The sequence below is a fragment of the Pseudomonas sp. NyZ480 genome (assembly GCF_029537255.1).
In the GTDB taxonomy this organism is placed as follows: domain Bacteria; phylum Pseudomonadota; class Gammaproteobacteria; order Pseudomonadales; family Pseudomonadaceae; genus Aquipseudomonas; species Aquipseudomonas taiwanensis.
The window spans coordinates 1,116,528-1,135,587 of record NZ_CP120626.1 but is presented as its reverse complement, the minus strand read 5'-3'; the positions used below and the strand labels follow the sequence as shown (position 1 = coordinate 1,135,587).

Below are 19,060 nucleotides of genomic sequence, written 5' to 3'. Positions count from 1 at the left end.
CGCCGCGACATATTATGGCGTGCGGGCAGCCTTCATAGGATTTCCTGCCGTGTCGGAAAGTTCCCACAAAAGCTGAACGCACCGCACAAGTGGCATGGAAATTGGCCACCGGGGGCTGCTATAAAGGCAGCCCGGCTGCGTTTCACGATAGTTTCACAATGCCATCTGTGCCTGACTATTGTGCCGCGCCCCTTCCAAAGATTACTAGTGTCCCGACATGAGCCAACAATTCCAACATGATGTCCTGGTGATCGGCAGCGGTGCCGCCGGTCTCAGCTTGGCGCTCAACCTCCCTGGCCACCTGCGCATCGCGGTACTGAGCAAGGGCGACCTGGCCAACGGCTCGACCTTCTGGGCCCAGGGGGGCGTCGCGGCGGTGCTTGACGATACCGATACCGTGCAGTCCCATGTCGAGGATACCCTCAATGCCGGCGGTGGCCTGTGCAATGAAGAAGCCGTGCGCTTCACCGTCGAACACAGCCGCGAAGCCATCCAATGGCTGATCGAACAGGGCGTGCCGTTCACCCGCGACGAACACTACAGTGTCGACGACGGTGGCTTCGAGTTTCACCTGACCCGCGAAGGCGGCCACAGCCATCGGCGTATCATCCACGCCGCGGACGCCACCGGTGCGGCCATTTTCACGACGCTGCTGGGCCAGGCCCGTCAGCGCCCGAACATCGAGTTGCTGGAACAGCGCGTGGCAGTCGACCTGATCACCGAACGCCGCCTCGGGCTGCCGGGAGATCGTTGTCTGGGCGCCTACGTGCTGAACCGCAATACCGGCGAAGTCGACACCTTCGGTGCGCGTTTCACGGTGCTGGCCACCGGCGGAGCGGCGAAGGTCTACCTCTACACCAGCAATCCCGACGGGGCGTGCGGCGATGGCATTGCCATGGCCTGGCGCGCCGGCTGCCGGGTAGCGAACCTGGAGTTCAACCAGTTCCACCCCACGTGCCTGTACCACCCGCAGGCCAAGAGCTTCCTGATTACCGAAGCCCTGCGCGGTGAGGGTGCGCTATTGCGCCTGCCCAATGGCGAGCGCTTCATGCCACGCTTCGACCCCCGCGAAGAACTGGCTCCACGGGACATCGTGGCCCGCGCTATCGACCATGAAATGAAGCGCCTGGGCGTGGACTGCGTGTACCTGGACATCACCCACAAGCCTGCCGACTTCATCAAGAGCCATTTCCCCACCGTCTACGAACGCTGCCTGACCTTCGGCATCGACATCACGCGCCAGCCGATTCCGGTGGTGCCGGCGGCGCACTACACGTGCGGCGGAGTGATGGTCGACGACCGCGGCCACACCGATGTGCCGGGTCTTTACGCCATCGGCGAGACCAGCTTCACCGGCCTGCACGGCGCCAACCGCATGGCCAGCAACTCACTGCTCGAATGCTTCGTGTACGGCCGTTCGGCCGCTGCCGACATCCAGGCGCACCTCGATGAAGTGGCAATGCCCAAGGCCCTGCCCTGCTGGGATGCCAGCCAGGTCACCGACTCGGACGAGGACGTCATCATTGCGCACAACTGGGACGAGCTACGGCGTTTCATGTGGGACTACGTCGGCATCGTACGAACCAGCAAGCGTCTGCAGCGCGCCCAGCACCGGGTGCGCATGCTGCTGGACGAAATCGACGAGTTCTACAGCAACTACAAGGTCAGCCGCGACCTGATCGAATTGCGCAACCTGGCCCAGGTCGCGGAGCTGATGATTCGCTCAGCGATGCAGCGCAAGGAGAGTCGTGGGCTGCATTACACCCTGGATTATCCGGGAATGCTGGATGAGGCGAAGGATACGATCCTGAGCCCGGCCTGTGACTCGGCCTCATCCTGATCGCCGGCAAGCCGGCTCCTGCACGCCCAGCGCCATCCTTGCAGGAGCCGGCTCGCAGGCGGTAGCGACGACGCGTCATCTGCCTACCGCGCCGACACCTCACCCCACCGGCGACGGCTGAACTTCAGCCGAACCCGCAGACGCCGATGCTGATCAGCACCCACGGCATCCCATAGCACGCATTGGCCTTCGCCCAGCCAGCCGCCTTCGCGTACGAATCTCAACACCACCACGCCAGGCAATGCCACGCTATCGCGGCACAGCCGCACCGGCTGCCAACCGCGCGCACGGCTGAACACTCGCCAGCCAAGTGCATCACGGCGCACGCCGACAACGGCGTGATCATGGGTCAACAGGATACGTCGGGGAATTACCCAGCCAGCATGAGCAAGGCAGGCGACAACGGCCAGGACGGAAAACCACCAGGGCAGCGCGATGACCCATAAGACGAACCACGCCAACACCTGACAGAACAGGTAGGCCGTCAGCAGCAGCGGCGAGCCCTGCCAACGGCACTCGAAGGACTCACTTGGGCTGGACACGATCCAGAATGATGCGGACCATGCGCTGCAGCTCAGGATCCTCGGACTCGGTACGCTCCATGAACCAGCCGAACATGTCCTGGTCTTCGCAGCTGAGCAGGCGAACATAGAGCTCGCGATCGGCTTCGCTCAGGGTCGGATAGACCTCCTGGGTGAATGGCACCAGCAGTACGTCCAGTTCCAGCATGCCGCGGCGACTGTGCCAGAAAAGCCGGTTGAGTTCAGTTTGTTCGACCATGGGGCCCTCCTCGAATGGCCGGCCAGTATACAGCGCCCGCAACGATGCGGCACCGGGCGTTGGTCTAGTCACCTACCTATTTTGTTACCGGCGTTCTATGATGGCCGCCAGTCTTTAGCCACCTCGATGACCCATGGCCGATTCCGCTTTCTTCAGTCCCCTGTCCCACGAAGGCATCCTCGCCGTCCGCGGCTCCGATGCCGGCAAGTTCCTGCAGGGTCAACTGACCTGCAACATCAACTACCTGAGCCTCGAGTACGCCAGTCTGGGTGCCCGCTGCATGGTCAAGGGGCGCATGCAGTCGAGCTTCCGTATCCTTCCCGAAGGCAACGGTTACCTGCTGGCCATGGCCAGCGAACTTCTCGAAGCGCAGATGGCCGACCTGAAAAAGTACGCTGTGTTCTCCAAGGCGACGCTGACCGACGAAAGCGCCGCATGGGCGCGCTTCGGCCTGCAAGGCGGCAACGCAGCGCTGGCAGCGCTGGGCTTGACAGCGCCAACCTCGATCGGCGCCACAGTCCGTCACCAGGGCCTGATCGCCCTCTGCGTCAGCGCAGATCGCATCGAACTCTGGGTACCTGGTGAACAAGCTGACGCCGTGCGCGAGGTCCTGGCTGCCAGTCTGCCCGAAGGCAGCCTAAACGACTGGCTGCTGGGTCAGATCCGCGCCGGTATCGGCCAGGTGACGGGCCCGACCCGTGAATTGTTCATACCGCAGATGATCAACCTGCAGGCCGTGGATGGCGTGAGCTTCAAGAAAGGCTGCTATACCGGCCAGGAAATCGTTGCCCGCATGCAGTACCTGGGCAAGCTCAAACGTCGCCAGTACCGGCTGGCGCTCGACGAGCAGGCGGTTCCCGCACCCGGCACCGAAATTTTCTCGCCCACCCATGGCTCGTCGGTCGGTGAAGTCGTTATCGCCGCCAGCGACGGCCCGGGCTGCGAACTGCTCGCCGTGCTGAGCGCCGAGGCGGTCGAGGACGACAACCTGCACCTGGGTAGCCCGGAAGGCCCTCGCCTTACCCTGCTCGACCTGCCTTACACACTGGACCGCGACCGGGAAATCCAACGCTGACCAGCCCGCCCCGCCCTGTCGGCGGGGCCGCACCACCACTGCGGTAGAAAAGCCCATGAACAAGCTGGCCGAGATGGTTCAAGCACAACTGCTCGATGCCATCGACAATGATGACCTGGTCCTGCCGACCTTGCCCGAGGTTGCCTTGAGCATCCGCGAAGCGGCCGAGGACAGCGAGATCAGTGTTGCCGCCCTGAGCAAAGTGATCGGCCGCGATGCCGCGCTTTCGGCGCGCTTGATCAAAGTGGTCAACAGCCCGCTGCTGCGTGCAGCGGTCGAAGTCACCGACCTGCATACCGCCATCACCCGCCTGGGCATCAACTACAGCTGCAACCTGGCCATCGGCCTGGTGATCGAACAGATCTTCCATGCCCGCTCGCCTGCCGTAGAGCAGAAATTACGGGATATCTGGGCCAACAGCCTGGAAGTGGCAGGCATCAGCTATGAACTGTGCCGCCGTTACACACAATTGAAGGCTGACCAGGCCACCTTGGGCGGGCTGGTTCACCAGATCGGTGCCCTGCCGGTATTGATCTACGCCGAGGAGCACAACGAACTGTTGTCCGACCCGGTGTGCCTGCACTATGTGATCGAGGAGATCCAGCCGGCCCTGGGCGACAAGATTCTGACTTCGTGGGAGTTTCCCGAGCAACTGGTCAATCTTCCAAGCCAGGTTCAGAACCTGGAACGCGAGACCGACAAGATCGACTACATCGACATCGTGCAGATAGCCCGCGCCCTGAGCCACCGTGGTCGCAACCTGCCACTGACCGCACTGCCGGCTTACCGGCACCTGAATCTGCCCCATGGGACAGAGCTTGAGATCGGTGAGTTGCTCGAAGCCCGAAGCATGTTGCGCTGAGGTGGCGGTGCCGCCTGGGCTTTTCGCGGGCGCCCTGTGCCCACGGATGCGCTGGGTGAGCTGAACTGCCCCAACGGATTGGATTTTTGTTCAACTTCGTGGGGGCAGTCCAAACCGTGGTTTGTCCGCGAAAAAGCCTGCCCAATACCCGCCTCAATCCGCGATAAAACTCACCCGCACCTTCAGCCCACCGTTCGCCCCATCATGCAGGCTGATCTGCGCCAGATGGGCGCGGCAAATCTCTCCGACAATCGCCAGCCCCAAGCCACTGCCCTGGGCACTACGCCGATAGAACCGCTCGAACACCCGTTCGCGTTCAGCCTCGGGAATTCCCGGTCCGTCATCCTCGACCTCAAGGACCGCTGGCGCCAATACCCGCAAAATGACATTACCGCCCGCCGGGGTATGGGCCAGGGCGTTGTCCACCAGATTACTCAGCAGCTCGTTGAGCAGGGTCGGCTCGCCCTTGAGCCATACCGGCGCCTCGGCTTCCAGCGCCAACGCCACTCCACGGTTGTGCGCCAGCGGCGCCATGGCCATGCCCAGCTCTCGGGCCAGCTGACTCAGGTCCAGACGCTGTGCGCCCCCTTCGGCGATCGCCCTGGCGCCATTTTCCACCCTGGCCAGCGATAGCAGCTGGTTGGCCAGGTGGGTCAGGCGATCGGTGCCTTGGGCTGCGCTTTCCAGGGTCTGGCGCCACACCTCTGGCTGCGACGAGCGCAAGCCCAGTTCGACACGAGCCTTGAGCGCGGCCAACGGGGTCCGCAGTTCATGGGCCGCGTCGGCGATGAACTGCGCCTGGCGTTCGAACTGCCCGCGCAAGCGTTCGGTGAAGTGGTTCAACGCCCGCACCAGAGGGCCCAGCTCTCGCTGCACCTGCACCACCGGCAACGCGCGCAGGTCATCCGGCTGACGCTCTTCGACCGCTGTGCGCAAGCGCTCCAGCGGGCGCAGGGCGGCACTCACGGCGAACCAGACCATCACCAGGGCCCCCAAGGCCAGCATGCCCAGGCGCAGCAAAGTGTCGGCCATCAACCCGCGGGCCATACGGACCCGCGCTTCTTCGGTCTCGGCCACGCGGATCTCGGCCATACCGTTCATGTTCGGCTCGCTGACCGCCTTTAGCAGGCTGACCACACGCACGTCCTGGCCCAGGTAGGTCGCATCGTAGAAGCGGGCCAATGCCGGATAGTCGTCGGTTCGCGGCGTACCCGGTGGTGGCGGCGGCAGGTTCTCGTACCCCGAGATCAGCCGCTGCTGGATATCCAATACCTGGTAGTAGATGCGCCCGGCGCTGTCGTAGGCGAAGGTATCCAAGGCAACGTAAGGCACGTCGGCACTCAACGAACCATCACGCTGTGACAGACCTGCGGCAATGGTCCGCGCCGAAGCCAGCAGGGTGCGGTCGTAGGCGGTGTCGGCAGCTTCACGGCCGTTCCAGTAGGCGCTCAGGCCGCTGGCCAGCATCAGCACCACCAGCAGCAAGGCCAGGTTGCCCAACAGCCGGCCACGTAGGCTGCCATTGTCACGCATCGCGGTGCTCGAGCAGGTAACCAAGGCCACGGAAGGTCACGATCGCCACCGGATGGCCATCGAGCTTCTTGCGCAAGCGGTGGACGTAGATCTCGATGGCGTCTGGGCTGGCCTCCTCGTCCAGGCCGAAGACCTGGGCCGCCAACTGCTCCTTGCTCATCACGCGGCCCGGGCGGGCGATCAGCGCTTCCAGCACGCCCTGCTCTCGCGAGGTCAGGGTCAGGTTGTCCTCACCCAAGGTGAAGCGCCGAGTGTCCAGGTCGTAGACCAAAGGCCCGCAACGCTGCTGACGCTCACCGCCGAGCACACTGCGGCGCAGCAACGCCTTGACCCGCGCCTCCAGTTCGGTCAGTTCGAACGGCTTGGCCAGGTAATCGTCGGCGCCCAGGTTCAATCCGTGGACCCGGTCCTTGACATCGCTGCGGGCGGTAAGCATCAGCACGGGCAAGGTCTTGCCTCGGCTTCGCAAGCGCGCCAGCACCTCGAAGCCATCCATGCGCGGCAGGCCGACATCCAGCACCGCAACGGCGTATTCCTCGCTGGCCAGGGCCAGGTCGGCGGCTACGCCATCATGCAGAACGTCCACGGTCAGGCCTTGGCTTTTCAGCGCTTGAGCCACGCTTTCGGCCAGTTGCAGGTGGTCTTCGACCAGCAGCACACGCATCGGATTCTCCCTGCTCGGGTTTGACGGTGGCGCGGAGTGTAACGCCGTCGCACGACCTGTGTAGCCCCCATTCACAAACCTTTCACGCTGAAAGGTTAGCGAAAGGTTCGTTGCCTAGCATCGCACCACGGTCGCCCCACGCGCCGAAAAAAGCACCAGCAAGGTGCAGCCGATAAGAACAATAAACGGAGTCATCCTCGATGCTGTCATCGCAGCCGCAGGCGTTCGCGCCTACCCGTTACCTGTCCGCACGTCCAAGCGCCATCGCCAGCGCTCTTGCCCTTGCCGGTGTCGCACCGATGAGCCAGGCCGCTTTCTTCGAAGACAGCACGGCCACCTTCGAAACCCGCAACATGTACTTCAATCGCGATTTTCGCGATGGCACCAGCGCGCAACAATCCAAGCGCGACGAATGGGCCCAGGGTTTCATGCTCAATTTCGAGTCCGGCTACACCGAAGGCACCGTAGGCTTCGGCCTGGATGCCTTGGGCATGCTCGGCGTCAAGCTCGATTCCAGCCCTGATCGCACCGACACCGGCCTGCTGCCCACCCACGACGATGGCAAGGCCGCCGATGAGTACTCCAAGCTCGGCCTCACCGGCAAGATCAAGGTCTCCAAGACCGAACTGAAGGTCGGTACCCTGATTCCCGAACTGCCTACCCTGCAGCCCAATGACGGGCGGATCCTGCCGCAGACCTTCGAAGGCGGGCTGCTGACTTCCAAAGAGATCAACCACCTGACCTTCACCGGCGGGCGCCTGGAAAAGGCCAAGGACCGTAACGACACCAACTGGGAAGACCTCGCCCTCAACAACAAGAACGGTCGCTTCGGCGGTACCTTCTCCGCCGACAACTTCGACCTCGCCGGACTCGACTACCAGTTCACCGACCGCATCACCGGCAGCTACCACTACGCCCAGCTGGACGACATCTACCGTCAGCACTTCCTTGGGATGGTCGCCACTCAGCCATGGGGCCCAGGCACCTTGGGCGCCGACCTGCGCCTGGCGGTGAGTGACGACCAAGGCGCAGCCAAGGCCGGCAACATCGACAACACCACCGTCAACGGCATGCTCAGCTATGCCCTGGGCGGGCACAAGGTCAGCGCGGCTTACCAGCATCTGTCCGGCGACAGCGCCTTTCCTTACGTCGACGGCGCTGACCCGTACCTGGTCAACTTCGTCCAGATCAACGACTTCGCCGGTGCCGACGAGCGCTCCTGGCAGGTGCGCTACGACTACAACTTCGCCGCGCTCGGCATTCCCGGCCTGACCTTCATGACCCGCTACATCAATGGCGACAACGTCAGCCGCGCCGATGGCAGCGAGGGCAAGGAGTGGGAGCGCAACACCGAATTCAAGTACGTGGTACAAAGCGGCCCGTTGAAGAACGTCGCCGTGCGCCTGCGCAACGCCACCTTCCGCTCCAACTTCGCGCGCGATGCCGACGAAGTGCGGCTGCTGGTGAGCTACAGCGTAGCCCTGTGGTAATCCATAACAACAACGCTCACGGAGATCGACGATGACCTTTTCAATGCGCCACCTCGTCCTGGCAACCGGCTGCCTGCTGTTGGCCGGCAACGCCCTGGCCGCCGAACCCAAACGCCCTGAATGCATCGCCCCGGCCTCGCCCGGCGGTGGTTTCGACCTGACCTGCAAGCTGGTGCAGAGCGCGCTGGTCGAGGAGAAAATCCTCAGCAAGCCCATGCGCGTGACCTACATGCCAGGTGGCGTCGGCGCAGTGGCCTACAACGCCGTGGTCGCCCAGCGCCCGGCCGACGCCGGCACCTTGGTGGCCTGGTCCAGCGGCTCGCTGCTGAACCTGGCCCAGGGCAAGTTCGGCCGCTTCGACGAGAACGCCGTGAAGTGGCTGGCGGCGGTCGGCACCAGCTATGGCGCCATCGCGGTGAAGAGCGATTCGCCCTACAAGACCCTCGATGACCTGGTCGCGGCCCTGAAGAAAGATCCAAGCAAGGTGGTGATCGGCTCTGGCGGTACCGTGGGTAGCCAGGACTGGATGCAGACCGCGTTGATCGCCAAGGCGGCCGGCATCAACCCCCGCGATCTGCGTTACGTGGCCCTGGAAGGGGGTGGCGAAATTGCCACCGCGCTGCTGGGCGGGCATATCCAGGTCGGTTCCACCGACATTTCCGACTCCATGCCGCATATCCAGAGCGGTGACATGCGCATCCTCGCGGTATTCGCCGAAAACCGCCTGGACGAGCCCGAGATGAAGAACATCCCTACCGCCAAGGAACAGGGCTACGACATCGTCTGGCCAGTGGTGCGCGGCTTCTACCTCGGCCCGAAGGTCAGCGACGAAGACTACGCCTGGTGGAAAGCCTCGTTCGACAAGATGCTGGCGTCCGAGGATTTCGCCAAGCTGCGTGACCAGCGCGAGCTGTTCCCGTTCGCCATGACCGGTGAAGAGCTGGACGTTTACGTGAAGAAGCAGGTGGCTGACTACAAGTCGCTGGCCAGGGAATTCGGCCTGATTCAGTAACTCATCAACGCTGTTTCACCCACCTGTGGGAGCGGACCTGATCCACTCCCACAGCGGCCGCGTTCTACGAGGACTCCCTGATGATCCTGCAACGCCTCTTCGCCTTGGTCCTGCTGGCGGTGTGCGCCGCCCTGGCCGTGATGGCCTGGCCTTACCAGGCTGCATTTTCCTATGAACCGGTGGGCCCGCGCGCCTACCCCTTGCTGATGCTCGGCCTGATGAGCGTCGGCCTGCTGTACCTGGCTATCCGCCCAACGCCCATCGTGCGCAAGGACGACGAACCCGAACTGGACCGCGAAACCCTCACCAAGATCGGCTTGTGCATTGGCCTGTTGCTGGTCTTCGCCAGCACCTTCGAGACCTTGGGCTTCATCCTCAGCGCCATCCTGGTCGGCATCCCCATGGCCCGCCTGTACGGCGGCCGCTGGCTGCACAGCGCCATCGTGGTGGTGGGCATGAGCCTGTTCCTCTACTGGCTGTTCGACCGTGTGATGGATGTGCCCTTGCCCCTCGGCCTGCTCGACGTACTGGAGAACTGACACATGGATACCTTGAGCTACCTGGGCCAGGGCTTCGGCGTGGCCCTGAGCCCTTACAACCTGGTGACCGCCCTCACCGGTACCCTGATCGGCACGGTGGTCGGCCTGTTGCCGGGCCTGGGTCCGATCAACGGCGTGGCCCTGCTGATTCCCATCGCCTTCGCCCTCGGCCTGCCGCCGGAGTCGGCCCTGATTCTACTGGCCGCGGTCTACCTGGGCTGCGAGTACGGCGGCCGGATCAGTTCGATCCTGCTGAATATTCCGGGCGAAGCCTCCACCGTCATGACCACCCTCGACGGCTACCCGATGGCCCGCCAGGGCTTGGCTGGCGTGGCCCTGTCGCTGTCGGCGTGGAGTTCGTTCATCGGCGCCTTGATCGCCACCTGCGGCATGGTGCTGTTCGCGCCGTTGCTGGCGAAATGGGCAATCGCCTTCGGGCCGGCCGAGTATTTCGTGCTGATGGTGTTCGCCATCGTCGCCCTCGGCGGCATGGCCGGTGACAAACCGCTGAAGACCTTCATCGCGGCACTTATCGGCTTGTTCCTGTCGGCAGTGGGCATCGACGCCAACAGCGGTGTATACCGCTTCACCGGCGACAGCGTGCACCTGGCCGACGGCATTCAGTTCGTGGTCCTGGTGCTGGGGCTGTTCTCGATCAGCGAGATTCTCCTGCTGCTGGAGAAGACCCACCACGGCCACGCCGCGGTCAAGGCCACCGGGCGCATGCTGTTCAACTTCAAGGAAGCCGCCTCGGTGTTCGTGGTCAACATCCGCTGCGGACTGCTTGGCTTCATCATGGGCGTGCTGCCAGGTGCGGGGGCAACCCTGGCCAGCGCGGTGGCCTACATGACCGAAAAACGCATCGCGGGTAGCTCGGGCAAGTTCGGCAAGGGCGATGCCCGAGGCCTGGCAGCCCCGGAAACCGCCATCGGCGCTTCGTGCTGTGGCGCGCTGGTGCCCATGCTGACCCTCGGCGTACCGGGCTCGGGAACCACGGCGGTGATGATCGGCGCACTGACCCTGTACAACATCACACCGGGCCCGCTGCTGTTCGAGCAACAACCGGACATCGTCTGGGGTCTGATCGCCTCGCTGTTCGTCGCCAACATCATGCTGGTGATCCTGAACATCCCGATGATCCGCCTCTTCACCCGCATCCTCGCAGTACCGAACTGGGCACTGGTGCCGGTGATCGCGATCATCACCGCGATCGGCGTATACGCCGTGCACGCCACCACCTTCGACCTGTTCCTGATGGTCGGCATCGGCATCATGGGCTACATCCTGCGCAAGCTGGACTTCCCGCTTTCGCCGATCCTGCTCGGGTTCATCCTCGGCGGCCTGATGGAGCAAAACCTGCGCCGCGCGCTGTCGATCTCCAACGGTGAACTGGGCATCCTCTGGTCGAGCCCCATCAGCATGGGTGTGTGGGTACTGGTGGTGTGCATGTTGGCCCTGCCGCTGGTGCGCATCTGGCGTAAACGCAGCCTGCAGCGTCGGGCCATGGCCGATGCCTGATCGGCAGTTCCCTCTGTTCTGGGCAACCGGGCTGGTCGGGCTTGCTGGTGGCTTTCTCGCCAGCACGATCGGCTGGCCTTTGCCATGGATGGTCGGCTCGTTGCTGGCGATCATCCTGGTGCGCTGCCTGACGCCCTGGCAGCTCGCGGAAATCCCTAATGGCCGCAAGGGCGGGCAATGCATCATCGGCATCGGCATCGGCCTGCACTTCACGCCGGCGGTGGTCGAGCAGGTCAGCAGCCATTTTGCCTTGATCTTCTTCGGCGCACTGCTCACCACTCTGTCCAGCGTGATTGGGGTCTGGATGCTGCGCCGCACCGGCGAGGACCGGGCGACGGCGTTCTTCGCCAGTATGCCGGGCGGCTCCGGGGAAATGGTCAACCTCGGCGCACGCAACGGAGCCGTGCTCAGCCAGGTCGCTGCGGCGCAGAGCCTGCGGGTGCTGGCCGTGGTGCTGGTGGTGCCGGCGCTGTTCAAGTTCCTGCTGGGGGATGGCATACCGCTCAATCATACCGGCAGCGTGAGCTGGAGTTGGCTGGCCCTGATCGTGCCGCTGAGCATCTTGGCAGGCCTGGCCTGGCAGCGCTTACGTCAACCTAACCCCTGGTTGTTCGGGCCATTGTTGGTCGCGGCAACAGTCAGCCTGGCGGGCAATCTGCAAATCGCCCTGCCCAACGGCGCCAGTCAGATCGGCCAATGGCTGATCGGCAGCGGCCTGGCTTGCCACTTCAACCGTGCGTTCTTCCGCCGGGCACCGTCGTTTCTCGGACGCACATTGATTGCCACGGCGCTGTGCATGCTTATTGCCGGAAGTGCGGCGTGGGCCTTGAGCGTGATGACCGGGCTGGATTTGCGGTCATTGACGCTGGGGATGATGCCCGGTGGGATTGCCGAGATGAGCTTGACGGCCGAGACCTTGCAGCTGTCGGTGCCACTGGTGACGGCCTTGCAGGTGATGCGCCTGCTGATGGTGCTGTTCCTGGCAGAGCCGTTGTTCAGATTGTGGAAGACTTGAGCGCGCCCGGGCCTCATCGCCGGCAAGCCGGCTCCTGTGCGGAGCGCGTCGCCTCTGGAGCAGCCGGCGATGACCCTGTTCAAAGTGGCGGCAATGCCCAGTTGATCGGCACCAACCCCCGCTGCTCGAGGAAGCTGTTGGCCCGACTGAAATGCCCACACCCAAAGAAACCGCGATAGGCCGACAACGGCGACGGATGCACCGACTTGAGCACCAGATGCTTGGTACCGTCGATCAGCTTCTGCTTGCTCTGGGCATGCGCGCCCCACAGCAGGAACACCACATTCGGGCACTGCTCGCTCACCACCTGAATGATGCGGTCGGTGAAGAACTCCCAGCCTTTCTTGGCATGCGAAGCCGCGTTCGCACGCTCCACGGTCATGGTGGTGTTGAGCAGCAGCACGCCCTGCTCGGCCCAGCTTTGCAGATAGCCGTGATCAGGGATGGCGATGTTCAGGTCGCGTTGCAGTTCCTTGTAGATGTTGACCAGTGACGGTGGTGTCGGCACGCCCGGCTGCACCGAGAAGCACAGACCATGGGCCTGGCCTGGGCCGTGGTAAGGATCCTGGCCGAGAATGACCACTTTGACCTGCTCCAGCGGGGTGGAGTTGAGCGCATTGAAGATCAGCGGCCCCGGTGGGTAGATTTCCTTGCCGGCCGCGTACTCCTGGCGCAGGAACTCGCGCAGCTGGTGCATGTAGGGCTGGTCGAATTCGCCACGCAATGCGGCTTTCCAGCTGGGTTCGAGTTTGATGCGATCGTCGTCAGTCATGGGGCCATCCGTAAACAATGGCGCGACACTAGGTAAGCCGCCCCCCCTTGTCAATCAGTCCGACCGGCGACCGGCATGATCGGCAAGGCAAGCCATACTTGTGCGATGACCTGTACGAGGTAGCACATGTCCATTCATTGCGAGGTACTCACCGGCGCCGACGGCGCCCGTATCGGCATTGCCACGCTGGATGCCCCCAAGGCGCTCAATGCCCTCAATCTACCGATGATCGAGGTGTTGGCTGAACACCTGCATGCCTGGGCCCACGACCCTGGCGTAGTCTGCGTATTGCTGCGCGGCAGCGGGCCCAAGGCGTTCTGCGCAGGAGGCGACGTGCGGGCGCTGGCCCAAGCCTGCCGCGAACACCCAGGCAGCGTCCCACCACTGGCAGCGACCTTCTTCGCCGCCGAGTACAGCCTCGACTACATGCTGCACACCTACCCCAAACCCCTGCTGTGCTGGGGCCACGGCCATGTGCTCGGCGGCGGCATGGGGCTGCTGCAGGGCGCCGGGGTACGTATCGTGACACCCAGCAGCCGCCTGGCGATGCCGGAAATCAGCATCGGGCTTTATCCGGATGTCGGCGCCAGCTGGTTCCTCGCCCGTCTGCCGGGCAGGTTGGGGCTGTTCCTGGGTCTGACCGGCGCACCGATCAATGCCCGCGACGCGATTGACCTGGGGTTGGCCGACCGCTTCTTGGGCGAACACCAGCAAGAGGCCTTGATCGAGGAGCTGCTGCAACTGAATTGGCAGGAACAAACCGAACTGCAACTGAACAGTCTGCTCAAGGCCGAACAGCATCGAGCCTGTGCCGAGTTACCCGAGGCGCAGTGGTTGCCGCGCCGACGAATGATCGACGAGTTGCTCGACGTGGCCGACCCCGCGAGTGCCTGGCGTGCGCTTGAGGGTCTGAAACAGCATTCGGACCCGCTGCTGGCCGAAGCAGGCCAACGCCTGCACGAAGGCTGCCCGCTGACCGCGCATCTGGTGTGGGAACAAATTCGGCGCGCGCGGCATCTTTCCTTGGCCCAGGTATTCCAGATGGAATACACCATGAGCCTCAACTGCTGCCGGCACCCAGAGTTCAGCGAAGGCGTACGTGCCCGTCTGCTGGACAAGGACAACCAGCCACACTGGCACTGGCCAGACATCGCACAGGTGCCCTTGGCGGTGGTCGAGGCACATTTCGCCAAAGTGTGGGAAGGCCGGCATCCATTAGCCGACCTGGCCTAGCACCCTGGTGTTCGGGGCTGCAGTGCAGCCCCTGCAGCAAGCGATGGAGCTGAATCACCGTTGCCAGTTGCGGTCCCCTCCGCGGCCACGGTCCGGCCGCCGGTCACGGTCACCGTGTCCGTTCGAATGCCACCGCTCGTTCTGGTAACGCTTGCTGTCATTGCGGTAGTCGTGACGATCGCGGTCACGCCCATCGTCATAGCGCTGGCGATGGCCATAGTCGAAGCGAGGGTTACCATGCCACTGGTTCACACCCGGATGGGGATGAGGCCTGTAGTACGGTGCAGGCGCTGGCCGGTAATAGCGTGGCGCTGGCTGATAGTAGTAGCGCGGTTGTGGCGTTACATAGTAGCGGTCATAACGGTAGTACCCCGGCGACACGTAGCGATCGGAGGAGTAGTAATCCGAGCGGTAATAGCCCCCACTCTCGTAGTAGGGCACGCAGGCGGACGTCATCAGGCCCAGCAGGGCGATCAGCAGAATTCGATAGGACATGGCGGCCTCCTGGACCGCAGGGGTGCCCGAACAGCGGCGCTGGCGAGCGTCGACGAGAAGCGATCGTCGACAACCAATAAGACCGTCCAGTCGGGGTGCAGTGCCATTTTCGCAACAAATTGAAACAGGTCCGAGTACCCCCAAAAAAGATGCAGTCATTTCTCGGGCATCTCACTAGAATGGGCAGCTCGGCACACATCACGGGACGATCATGCCTCCACGCTCCGCCCTGTTTTCACAGCGCTCGCTGATCCTCACCCTGCTGGTGCTGCTGGCCTGCGGCTTCCTGGCCACCTCGCTGCTCAGCTACTACTCCTCGCGTAGCGCCATCCATGACGGAATCGTCCATACCGAACTGCCGCTGACGTCCGACACGGTCTACTCGGAAATCCAGAAAGACCTCATTCGCCCTGTACTGATCGCCTCGATGATGGCCCAGGACACCTTCCTGCGCGACTGGGTGCTGGCCGGCGAACAGGACACCCGGCGCATCACCCGTTACCTGGGCGAAGTCATGGGCAAGCAGGACACCTGCACCTCGTTCTTCGTCTCCGACCGCAGCCTCACTTACTACCAGGCCAAAGGCGTACTCAAGCAAGTCCAGCCCGGCACCTGGCGCGATGAATGGTATTTCCGCCTGCGCGAGCTCAAGGCCCCTTACGAGATCAACGTCGACCTGGATATGGCCAACCAGGACAGCCTGACGGTGTTCATCAACTATCGCGTGCTGGACTACCAGCAACGCTTCATCGGCGCGGCAGGTGTAGGGCTCAGCGTGGCGTCGGTGGTCAAGCTGATCGACAACTACCAACGGCGCTATCAGCGCTCGGTGTTCTTCACCGATGCCCAAGGCAAGATCCTGCTGACCGGCTCCGATGGCGGTCCTCATGGCTTGCGCGTCGGACAGATGCTCGGCGACAGCGGCGACTTCGCCGCGCTGCTGGCGCAAGCCGCAGTGCCTGACGAAGGCAGCCACGAATATCAGGATGGCGCTGGACACAGTCACTTCCTCAACGTGCGCAAACTGCCTGAGCTGGACTGGTACCTCCTGGTGGACAAGCGCGAGACCGGCACGCTGGACCGCGTCCGCCATGCTCTTTACCTGAATTTGGCGATCTGCGCGATGATCACCCTGGTGGTGCTGTCGTTGCTCAATGCAATGCTCCAGCGGCACCAGGCCAGCACGACCGCGTTGGCCACGCTCGACAGCCTTACCGGCCTGCCCAATCGACGCAGTTTCGACCTACTGGCCGCCCAGGCATTGCTGGAAGCCCAGCGTGACCGGGCGCCACTGGTGGCGCTGCTGATCGACCTGGACCACTTCAAGGCGCTCAACGACACCCACGGCCACCTGGCAGGCGACGAAGTGTTGCGCCAGTTCGCCCAGGTGCTGCAAGGCAGCCTGCGCCAGTCGGATATAATCTGCCGCTGGGGCGGTGAGGAGTTCATCGTGTTGCTGCGCGAGGCCAACGGTCGCCAAGCCATCGAAGTGGCCGAGAAGATCCGCCGACGCACCGAACAATTGACGTTCACCTACGAAGACCAACCGCTACGCCTGACCACCAGTATCGGCCTGGGCAACCTTCAGCCGGGCGACACCGTCCATACCCTGCTGACCCGCGCCGACCGAGCGCTTTACCGTGCCAAGCAGGCCGGTCGCAACCGCGTCTGCACTGAAATCCCCGGATCCGACCATGAATGACAAGCAGCACTGCCCCGCCTGTGGCGCCCCCAACCAGTGCACCTTGGCCGTTCCACGCAGCGCCACCCAGGCTTGCTGGTGCTTTGGCGTGGCCATCGACCCCGCCGTGCTCCAGGCCCTGCCCGCCGAGCTGCGCGACAAGGCCTGCCTGTGTCCACGCTGTGCCGGTGTTCTGGCACAACTCGAAGCAGCGCCCGACTCGCCAACGCGCTAGACTGCCCCCCCGCTGTTATCCCTGCCGTGCCTCATGCGACTTGACCGTTTCCTCGCCAATCTCCCCGACTACAACCGTCAGCAGGTGCGACGACTGCTGGCACAACGACGTGTGCGAGTGAATGGCGAGGTGGCGCATGACCCACTGCTGGAGGTGAACGACTTCAGCCGCATCGAAGTGGACGACAAGTTGCTTCAGGCAGGCTACCCGGCTCGCTACCTGATGCTGCACAAGCCCACCGGTTGCGTCAGCGCCACACAGGACCCTCGGCACCGCACGGTGCTGGACCTGCTACCCGCCGAGCAGCGAGACGGCCTGCACATCGCCGGACGCCTGGACTACAACACCACCGGCCTGATGATCCTGACCAATGACGGCCAATGGTCGAGACGACTCACCCAGCCCAGGACCAAACTGCCCAAACGCTACCTGGTCGAGACCGAGGACGAGATCGGCGACCACTATGTCGCCAGGTTCCGGGAAGGCTTCTACTTCGCCTTCGAAAACCTCACCACCCTGCCTGCCCAACTGGACATCCTCGGCCCGCGGCAGGCCCGGCTGGCAATCGTCGAAGGACGTTACCACCAGGTCAAGCGCATGTTCGGGCACTTCGACAACAAGGTCGTGGGGCTGCACCGGGAAAGCATGGGCCCGATTCAACTGGACCCAGCCCTTGAGCCAGGGGCGTTCAGGGCGCTGACAGCCGAGGAAATCGCCTCGGTCTAGCTCACCTTCCAGGGCCACGAAAAGCGGCGAAGGCGGGAGCCGGCGTGCCGACCAAGGCCCCCCGGCAGGCGGCAGATGATCGACACACGACCGTCCAGCGGCCAACGTCACATTTTTCCCTGAACGGCACTTGCGGGATCCCGCACCTGCTGCTTGAATCCAAATCGTCAGTCTGCATGTGACTTGCTAGTCACACACGCAGTCCAAGACGCCTTTTGCCGGCCACCCAGGGCCTCGATGCCTTGGGGCACGGCAAATCGCCCGCGAAAAACAATACCGTCGACACACGTGCCAAGGATCGACACAGGGCCCCCGGTTTCTCTTCAGGCGTATGCCTACCTGTCATAAAGAACGTGCACCCTAGGTGACGCGAATACCCTTTTTGCGCCAGGAGTCGAAGACATGAGGCCAGAAATTGCTGTACTTGATATTCAAGGTCAGTATCGGGTTTACACGGAGTTCTATCGCGCGGAAGCGGCCGAAAAAACGATCATCCTGATCAACGGGTCGCTGGCCACTACGGCCTCGTTCGCCCAGACGGTGCGCAACCTGCACCCGCAATTCAACGTGGTGCTGTACGACCAGCCCTATGCAGGCAAGTCCAAGCCCCACAACCGCCAGGAGCGCCTGATCACCAAGGAGACCGAAGCGCACATTCTTCTTGAGCTGATCGAGCACTTCCGCGCCGACCACGTAATGTCGTTCTCCTGGGGTGGCGCCTGTACCCTGCTGGCGCTGGCGCACCAGCCGCGACTGGTGAAGAAAGCGGTGGTCAGCTCGTTCTCGCCAATCATCAACGAAGCGATGCGCGACTACCTGGAGCGCGGATGCCAGTACCTGGCTGCCTGCGACCGCTACCAGGTGGGCAACCTGGTCAACGACACCATTGGCAAGCACCTGCCGTCGCTGTTCAAGCGCTTCAACTACCGGCATGTCAGCAGCCTGGACAGCCACGAGTACGCACAGATGCACTTCCACATCAATCAAGTGCTGCAACACGACCTGGAGCGTGCACTGAAAGCTGCGGTCAACATCGACATTCCGGTGCTGTTCATCAACGGTGATCGCGACGAGTACACCACCGCCGAGGATGCCCGGCACTTCAGCCAGCACGTTGGCAAGAGCCACTTCAGCGTGATCCGCGATGCTGGCCACTTCCTCGACATGGAGCACAAGGCCGCCTGCGAGGAAACCCGTGATGTCGTGCTGGGCTTCCTCAAGCCAACCGTGCGTGAAACCCGTCAACGCTTCAACTTCGTCCCGGGGCAACATGCACTGGCCATCTGAGCGCATCGGCGTCCCGTAGCCGTTCACCCGCAGGCTATGGGTCGCCGACAGCTTTTTTATAACTTGGGCTTCTCAAGGAAGGAGGGTTCTGGTAAAAAGTCGACCGTCTACGCGGGTATAGTTTAATGGTAGAACAGTAGCTTCCCAAGCTTCCGACGAGGGTTCGATTCCCTCTACCCGCTCCACATCGCATTCCCGCATGACGTTCCAGCAACGTCATCGCTGTCAGAAGGAGCCTCGGCTCCTTTTTTCGTTTCTGCCTTTTCCTTGATCTGGCCCTATGGCCATGTGCCACCCATTCGG

At 63.1% G+C, this 19,060-nt stretch carries 19 protein-coding genes and 1 tRNA gene; 14 read left to right on the top strand and 6 right to left on the bottom strand.

Translation table 11 applies throughout. From position 1 onward, the window contains the following. Positions 1-217 precede the first annotated feature (217 nt). Entirely contained in the window at positions 218-1,840 is a 1,623-nt protein-coding gene (nadB, locus tag P3R38_RS05125; RefSeq protein ID WP_023378964.1) for an L-aspartate oxidase, read from the top strand. 83 nt (positions 1,841-1,923) lie between these two features. Here the strand turns inward: nadB and P3R38_RS05120 are convergent, their stop codons facing one another. Continuing rightward, positions 1,924-2,382 (bottom strand): protein YgfX, encoded by a 459-nt coding sequence (locus tag P3R38_RS05120; protein WP_023378962.1) that lies wholly within the window; start codon positions 2,380-2,382, stop codon positions 1,924-1,926. Next, on the bottom strand, positions 2,366-2,620 hold the full coding sequence (locus P3R38_RS05115) for a succinate dehydrogenase assembly factor 2 (RefSeq protein WP_008094993.1): 255 nt from the start codon (positions 2,618-2,620) through the stop codon (positions 2,366-2,368). Before P3R38_RS05115 ends, P3R38_RS05120 begins: the two co-directional genes overlap by 17 nt. Before the next feature lie 133 nt (positions 2,621-2,753). On the opposite strand from P3R38_RS05115, the gene P3R38_RS05110 reads away from it, so the two are divergent. Together P3R38_RS05110 and P3R38_RS05105 are read left to right on the top strand one after the other, a co-directional pair. Further along, the gene (locus P3R38_RS05110) at positions 2,754-3,695 is read left to right on the top strand and encodes a folate-binding protein YgfZ (RefSeq protein ID WP_027908114.1); all 942 of its coding nucleotides are present in this window, start codon (positions 2,754-2,756) and stop codon (positions 3,693-3,695) included. Between the two features lie 55 nt (positions 3,696-3,750). Continuing rightward, a complete protein-coding gene (locus P3R38_RS05105) occupies positions 3,751-4,557 on the top strand; it encodes an HDOD domain-containing protein (protein ID WP_023378959.1) in 807 nt (268 codons plus the stop codon). A gap of 153 nt (positions 4,558-4,710) precedes the next feature. Here P3R38_RS05105 and P3R38_RS05100 read toward each other — a convergent pair whose 3' ends face one another. Further along, positions 4,711-6,090 (bottom strand): sensor histidine kinase, encoded by a 1,380-nt coding sequence (locus P3R38_RS05100; protein WP_023378958.1) that lies wholly within the window; start codon positions 6,088-6,090, stop codon positions 4,711-4,713. Continuing rightward, entirely contained in the window at positions 6,083-6,754 is a 672-nt protein-coding gene (locus P3R38_RS05095) for a response regulator (protein WP_027908113.1), read from the bottom strand. The genes P3R38_RS05100 and P3R38_RS05095 overlap by 8 nt, the downstream gene beginning before the upstream one ends. 200 nt (positions 6,755-6,954) lie before the next feature. Between P3R38_RS05095 and P3R38_RS05090 the strand changes: the two genes are divergently transcribed. The 5 genes from P3R38_RS05090 (at position 6,955) to P3R38_RS05070 (ending at position 12,328) form a co-directional block, all read left to right on the top strand. After that, positions 6,955-8,244 carry an OprD family porin gene (locus P3R38_RS05090; RefSeq protein WP_023378954.1) on the top strand — a complete coding sequence of 430 codons (1,290 nt, stop codon included), beginning with the start codon at positions 6,955-6,957 and terminating at the stop codon, positions 8,242-8,244. A 31-nt stretch (positions 8,245-8,275) separates the two neighbouring features. Then, on the top strand, positions 8,276-9,256 hold the full coding sequence (locus P3R38_RS05085) for a tripartite tricarboxylate transporter substrate binding protein (protein WP_023378953.1): 981 nt from the start codon (positions 8,276-8,278) through the stop codon (positions 9,254-9,256). Positions 9,257-9,336: 80 nt separating this feature from the next. After that, positions 9,337-9,795, top strand: a complete 459-nt coding sequence (locus P3R38_RS05080) for a tripartite tricarboxylate transporter TctB family protein (protein WP_277686880.1) — start codon at positions 9,337-9,339, stop codon at positions 9,793-9,795. Positions 9,796-9,798: 3 nt separating this feature from the next. Further along, complete coding sequence (locus P3R38_RS05075; protein WP_023378951.1) at positions 9,799-11,313, top strand: tripartite tricarboxylate transporter permease; 1,515 nt, start codon at positions 9,799-9,801, stop codon at positions 11,311-11,313. After that, a complete protein-coding gene (locus P3R38_RS05070) occupies positions 11,306-12,328 on the top strand; it encodes an AbrB family transcriptional regulator (protein ID WP_023378950.1) in 1,023 nt (340 codons plus the stop codon). Before P3R38_RS05075 ends, P3R38_RS05070 begins: the two co-directional genes overlap by 8 nt. A gap of 79 nt (positions 12,329-12,407) precedes the next feature. Here the strand turns inward: P3R38_RS05070 and ung are convergent, their stop codons facing one another. Beyond that, the gene (gene ung / locus P3R38_RS05065) at positions 12,408-13,100 is read right to left on the bottom strand and encodes a uracil-DNA glycosylase (RefSeq protein WP_023378949.1); all 693 of its coding nucleotides are present in this window, start codon (positions 13,098-13,100) and stop codon (positions 12,408-12,410) included. A 126-nt stretch (positions 13,101-13,226) separates the two neighbouring features. Here ung and P3R38_RS05060 point away from each other — a divergent pair, with 126 nt between their 5' ends. After that, positions 13,227-14,333, top strand: a complete 1,107-nt coding sequence (locus P3R38_RS05060; protein ID WP_023378948.1) for an enoyl-CoA hydratase/isomerase family protein — start codon at positions 13,227-13,229, stop codon at positions 14,331-14,333. Positions 14,334-14,387: 54 nt separating this feature from the next. On the opposite strand, the gene P3R38_RS05055 is transcribed toward P3R38_RS05060, so the two are convergent. Next, entirely contained in the window at positions 14,388-14,828 is a 441-nt protein-coding gene (locus P3R38_RS05055) for a hypothetical protein (protein WP_277686879.1), read from the bottom strand. Between the two features lie 211 nt (positions 14,829-15,039). On the opposite strand from P3R38_RS05055, the gene P3R38_RS05050 reads away from it, so the two are divergent. The 5 genes from P3R38_RS05050 to P3R38_RS05030 all read left to right on the top strand — a co-directional run bounded on the left by P3R38_RS05050 (position 15,040) and on the right by P3R38_RS05030 (position 18,942). Then, complete coding sequence (locus P3R38_RS05050) at positions 15,040-16,530, top strand: sensor domain-containing diguanylate cyclase (protein WP_023378946.1); 1,491 nt, start codon at positions 15,040-15,042, stop codon at positions 16,528-16,530. Continuing rightward, on the top strand, positions 16,523-16,744 hold the full coding sequence (locus tag P3R38_RS05045; protein WP_277686878.1) for a cysteine-rich CWC family protein: 222 nt from the start codon (positions 16,523-16,525) through the stop codon (positions 16,742-16,744). The genes P3R38_RS05050 and P3R38_RS05045 overlap by 8 nt, the downstream gene beginning before the upstream one ends. Before the next feature lie 33 nt (positions 16,745-16,777). Next, positions 16,778-17,470, top strand: a complete 693-nt coding sequence (locus P3R38_RS05040) for a pseudouridine synthase (protein ID WP_023378944.1) — start codon at positions 16,778-16,780, stop codon at positions 17,468-17,470. Between the two features lie 402 nt (positions 17,471-17,872). Further along, positions 17,873-18,757 (top strand): alpha/beta fold hydrolase, encoded by an 885-nt coding sequence (locus P3R38_RS05035; protein ID WP_023378943.1) that lies wholly within the window; start codon positions 17,873-17,875, stop codon positions 18,755-18,757. Positions 18,758-18,868: 111 nt separating this feature from the next. After that, positions 18,869-18,942, top strand: a tRNA-Gly gene (locus P3R38_RS05030). Positions 18,943-19,060: the final 118 nt, after the last annotated feature.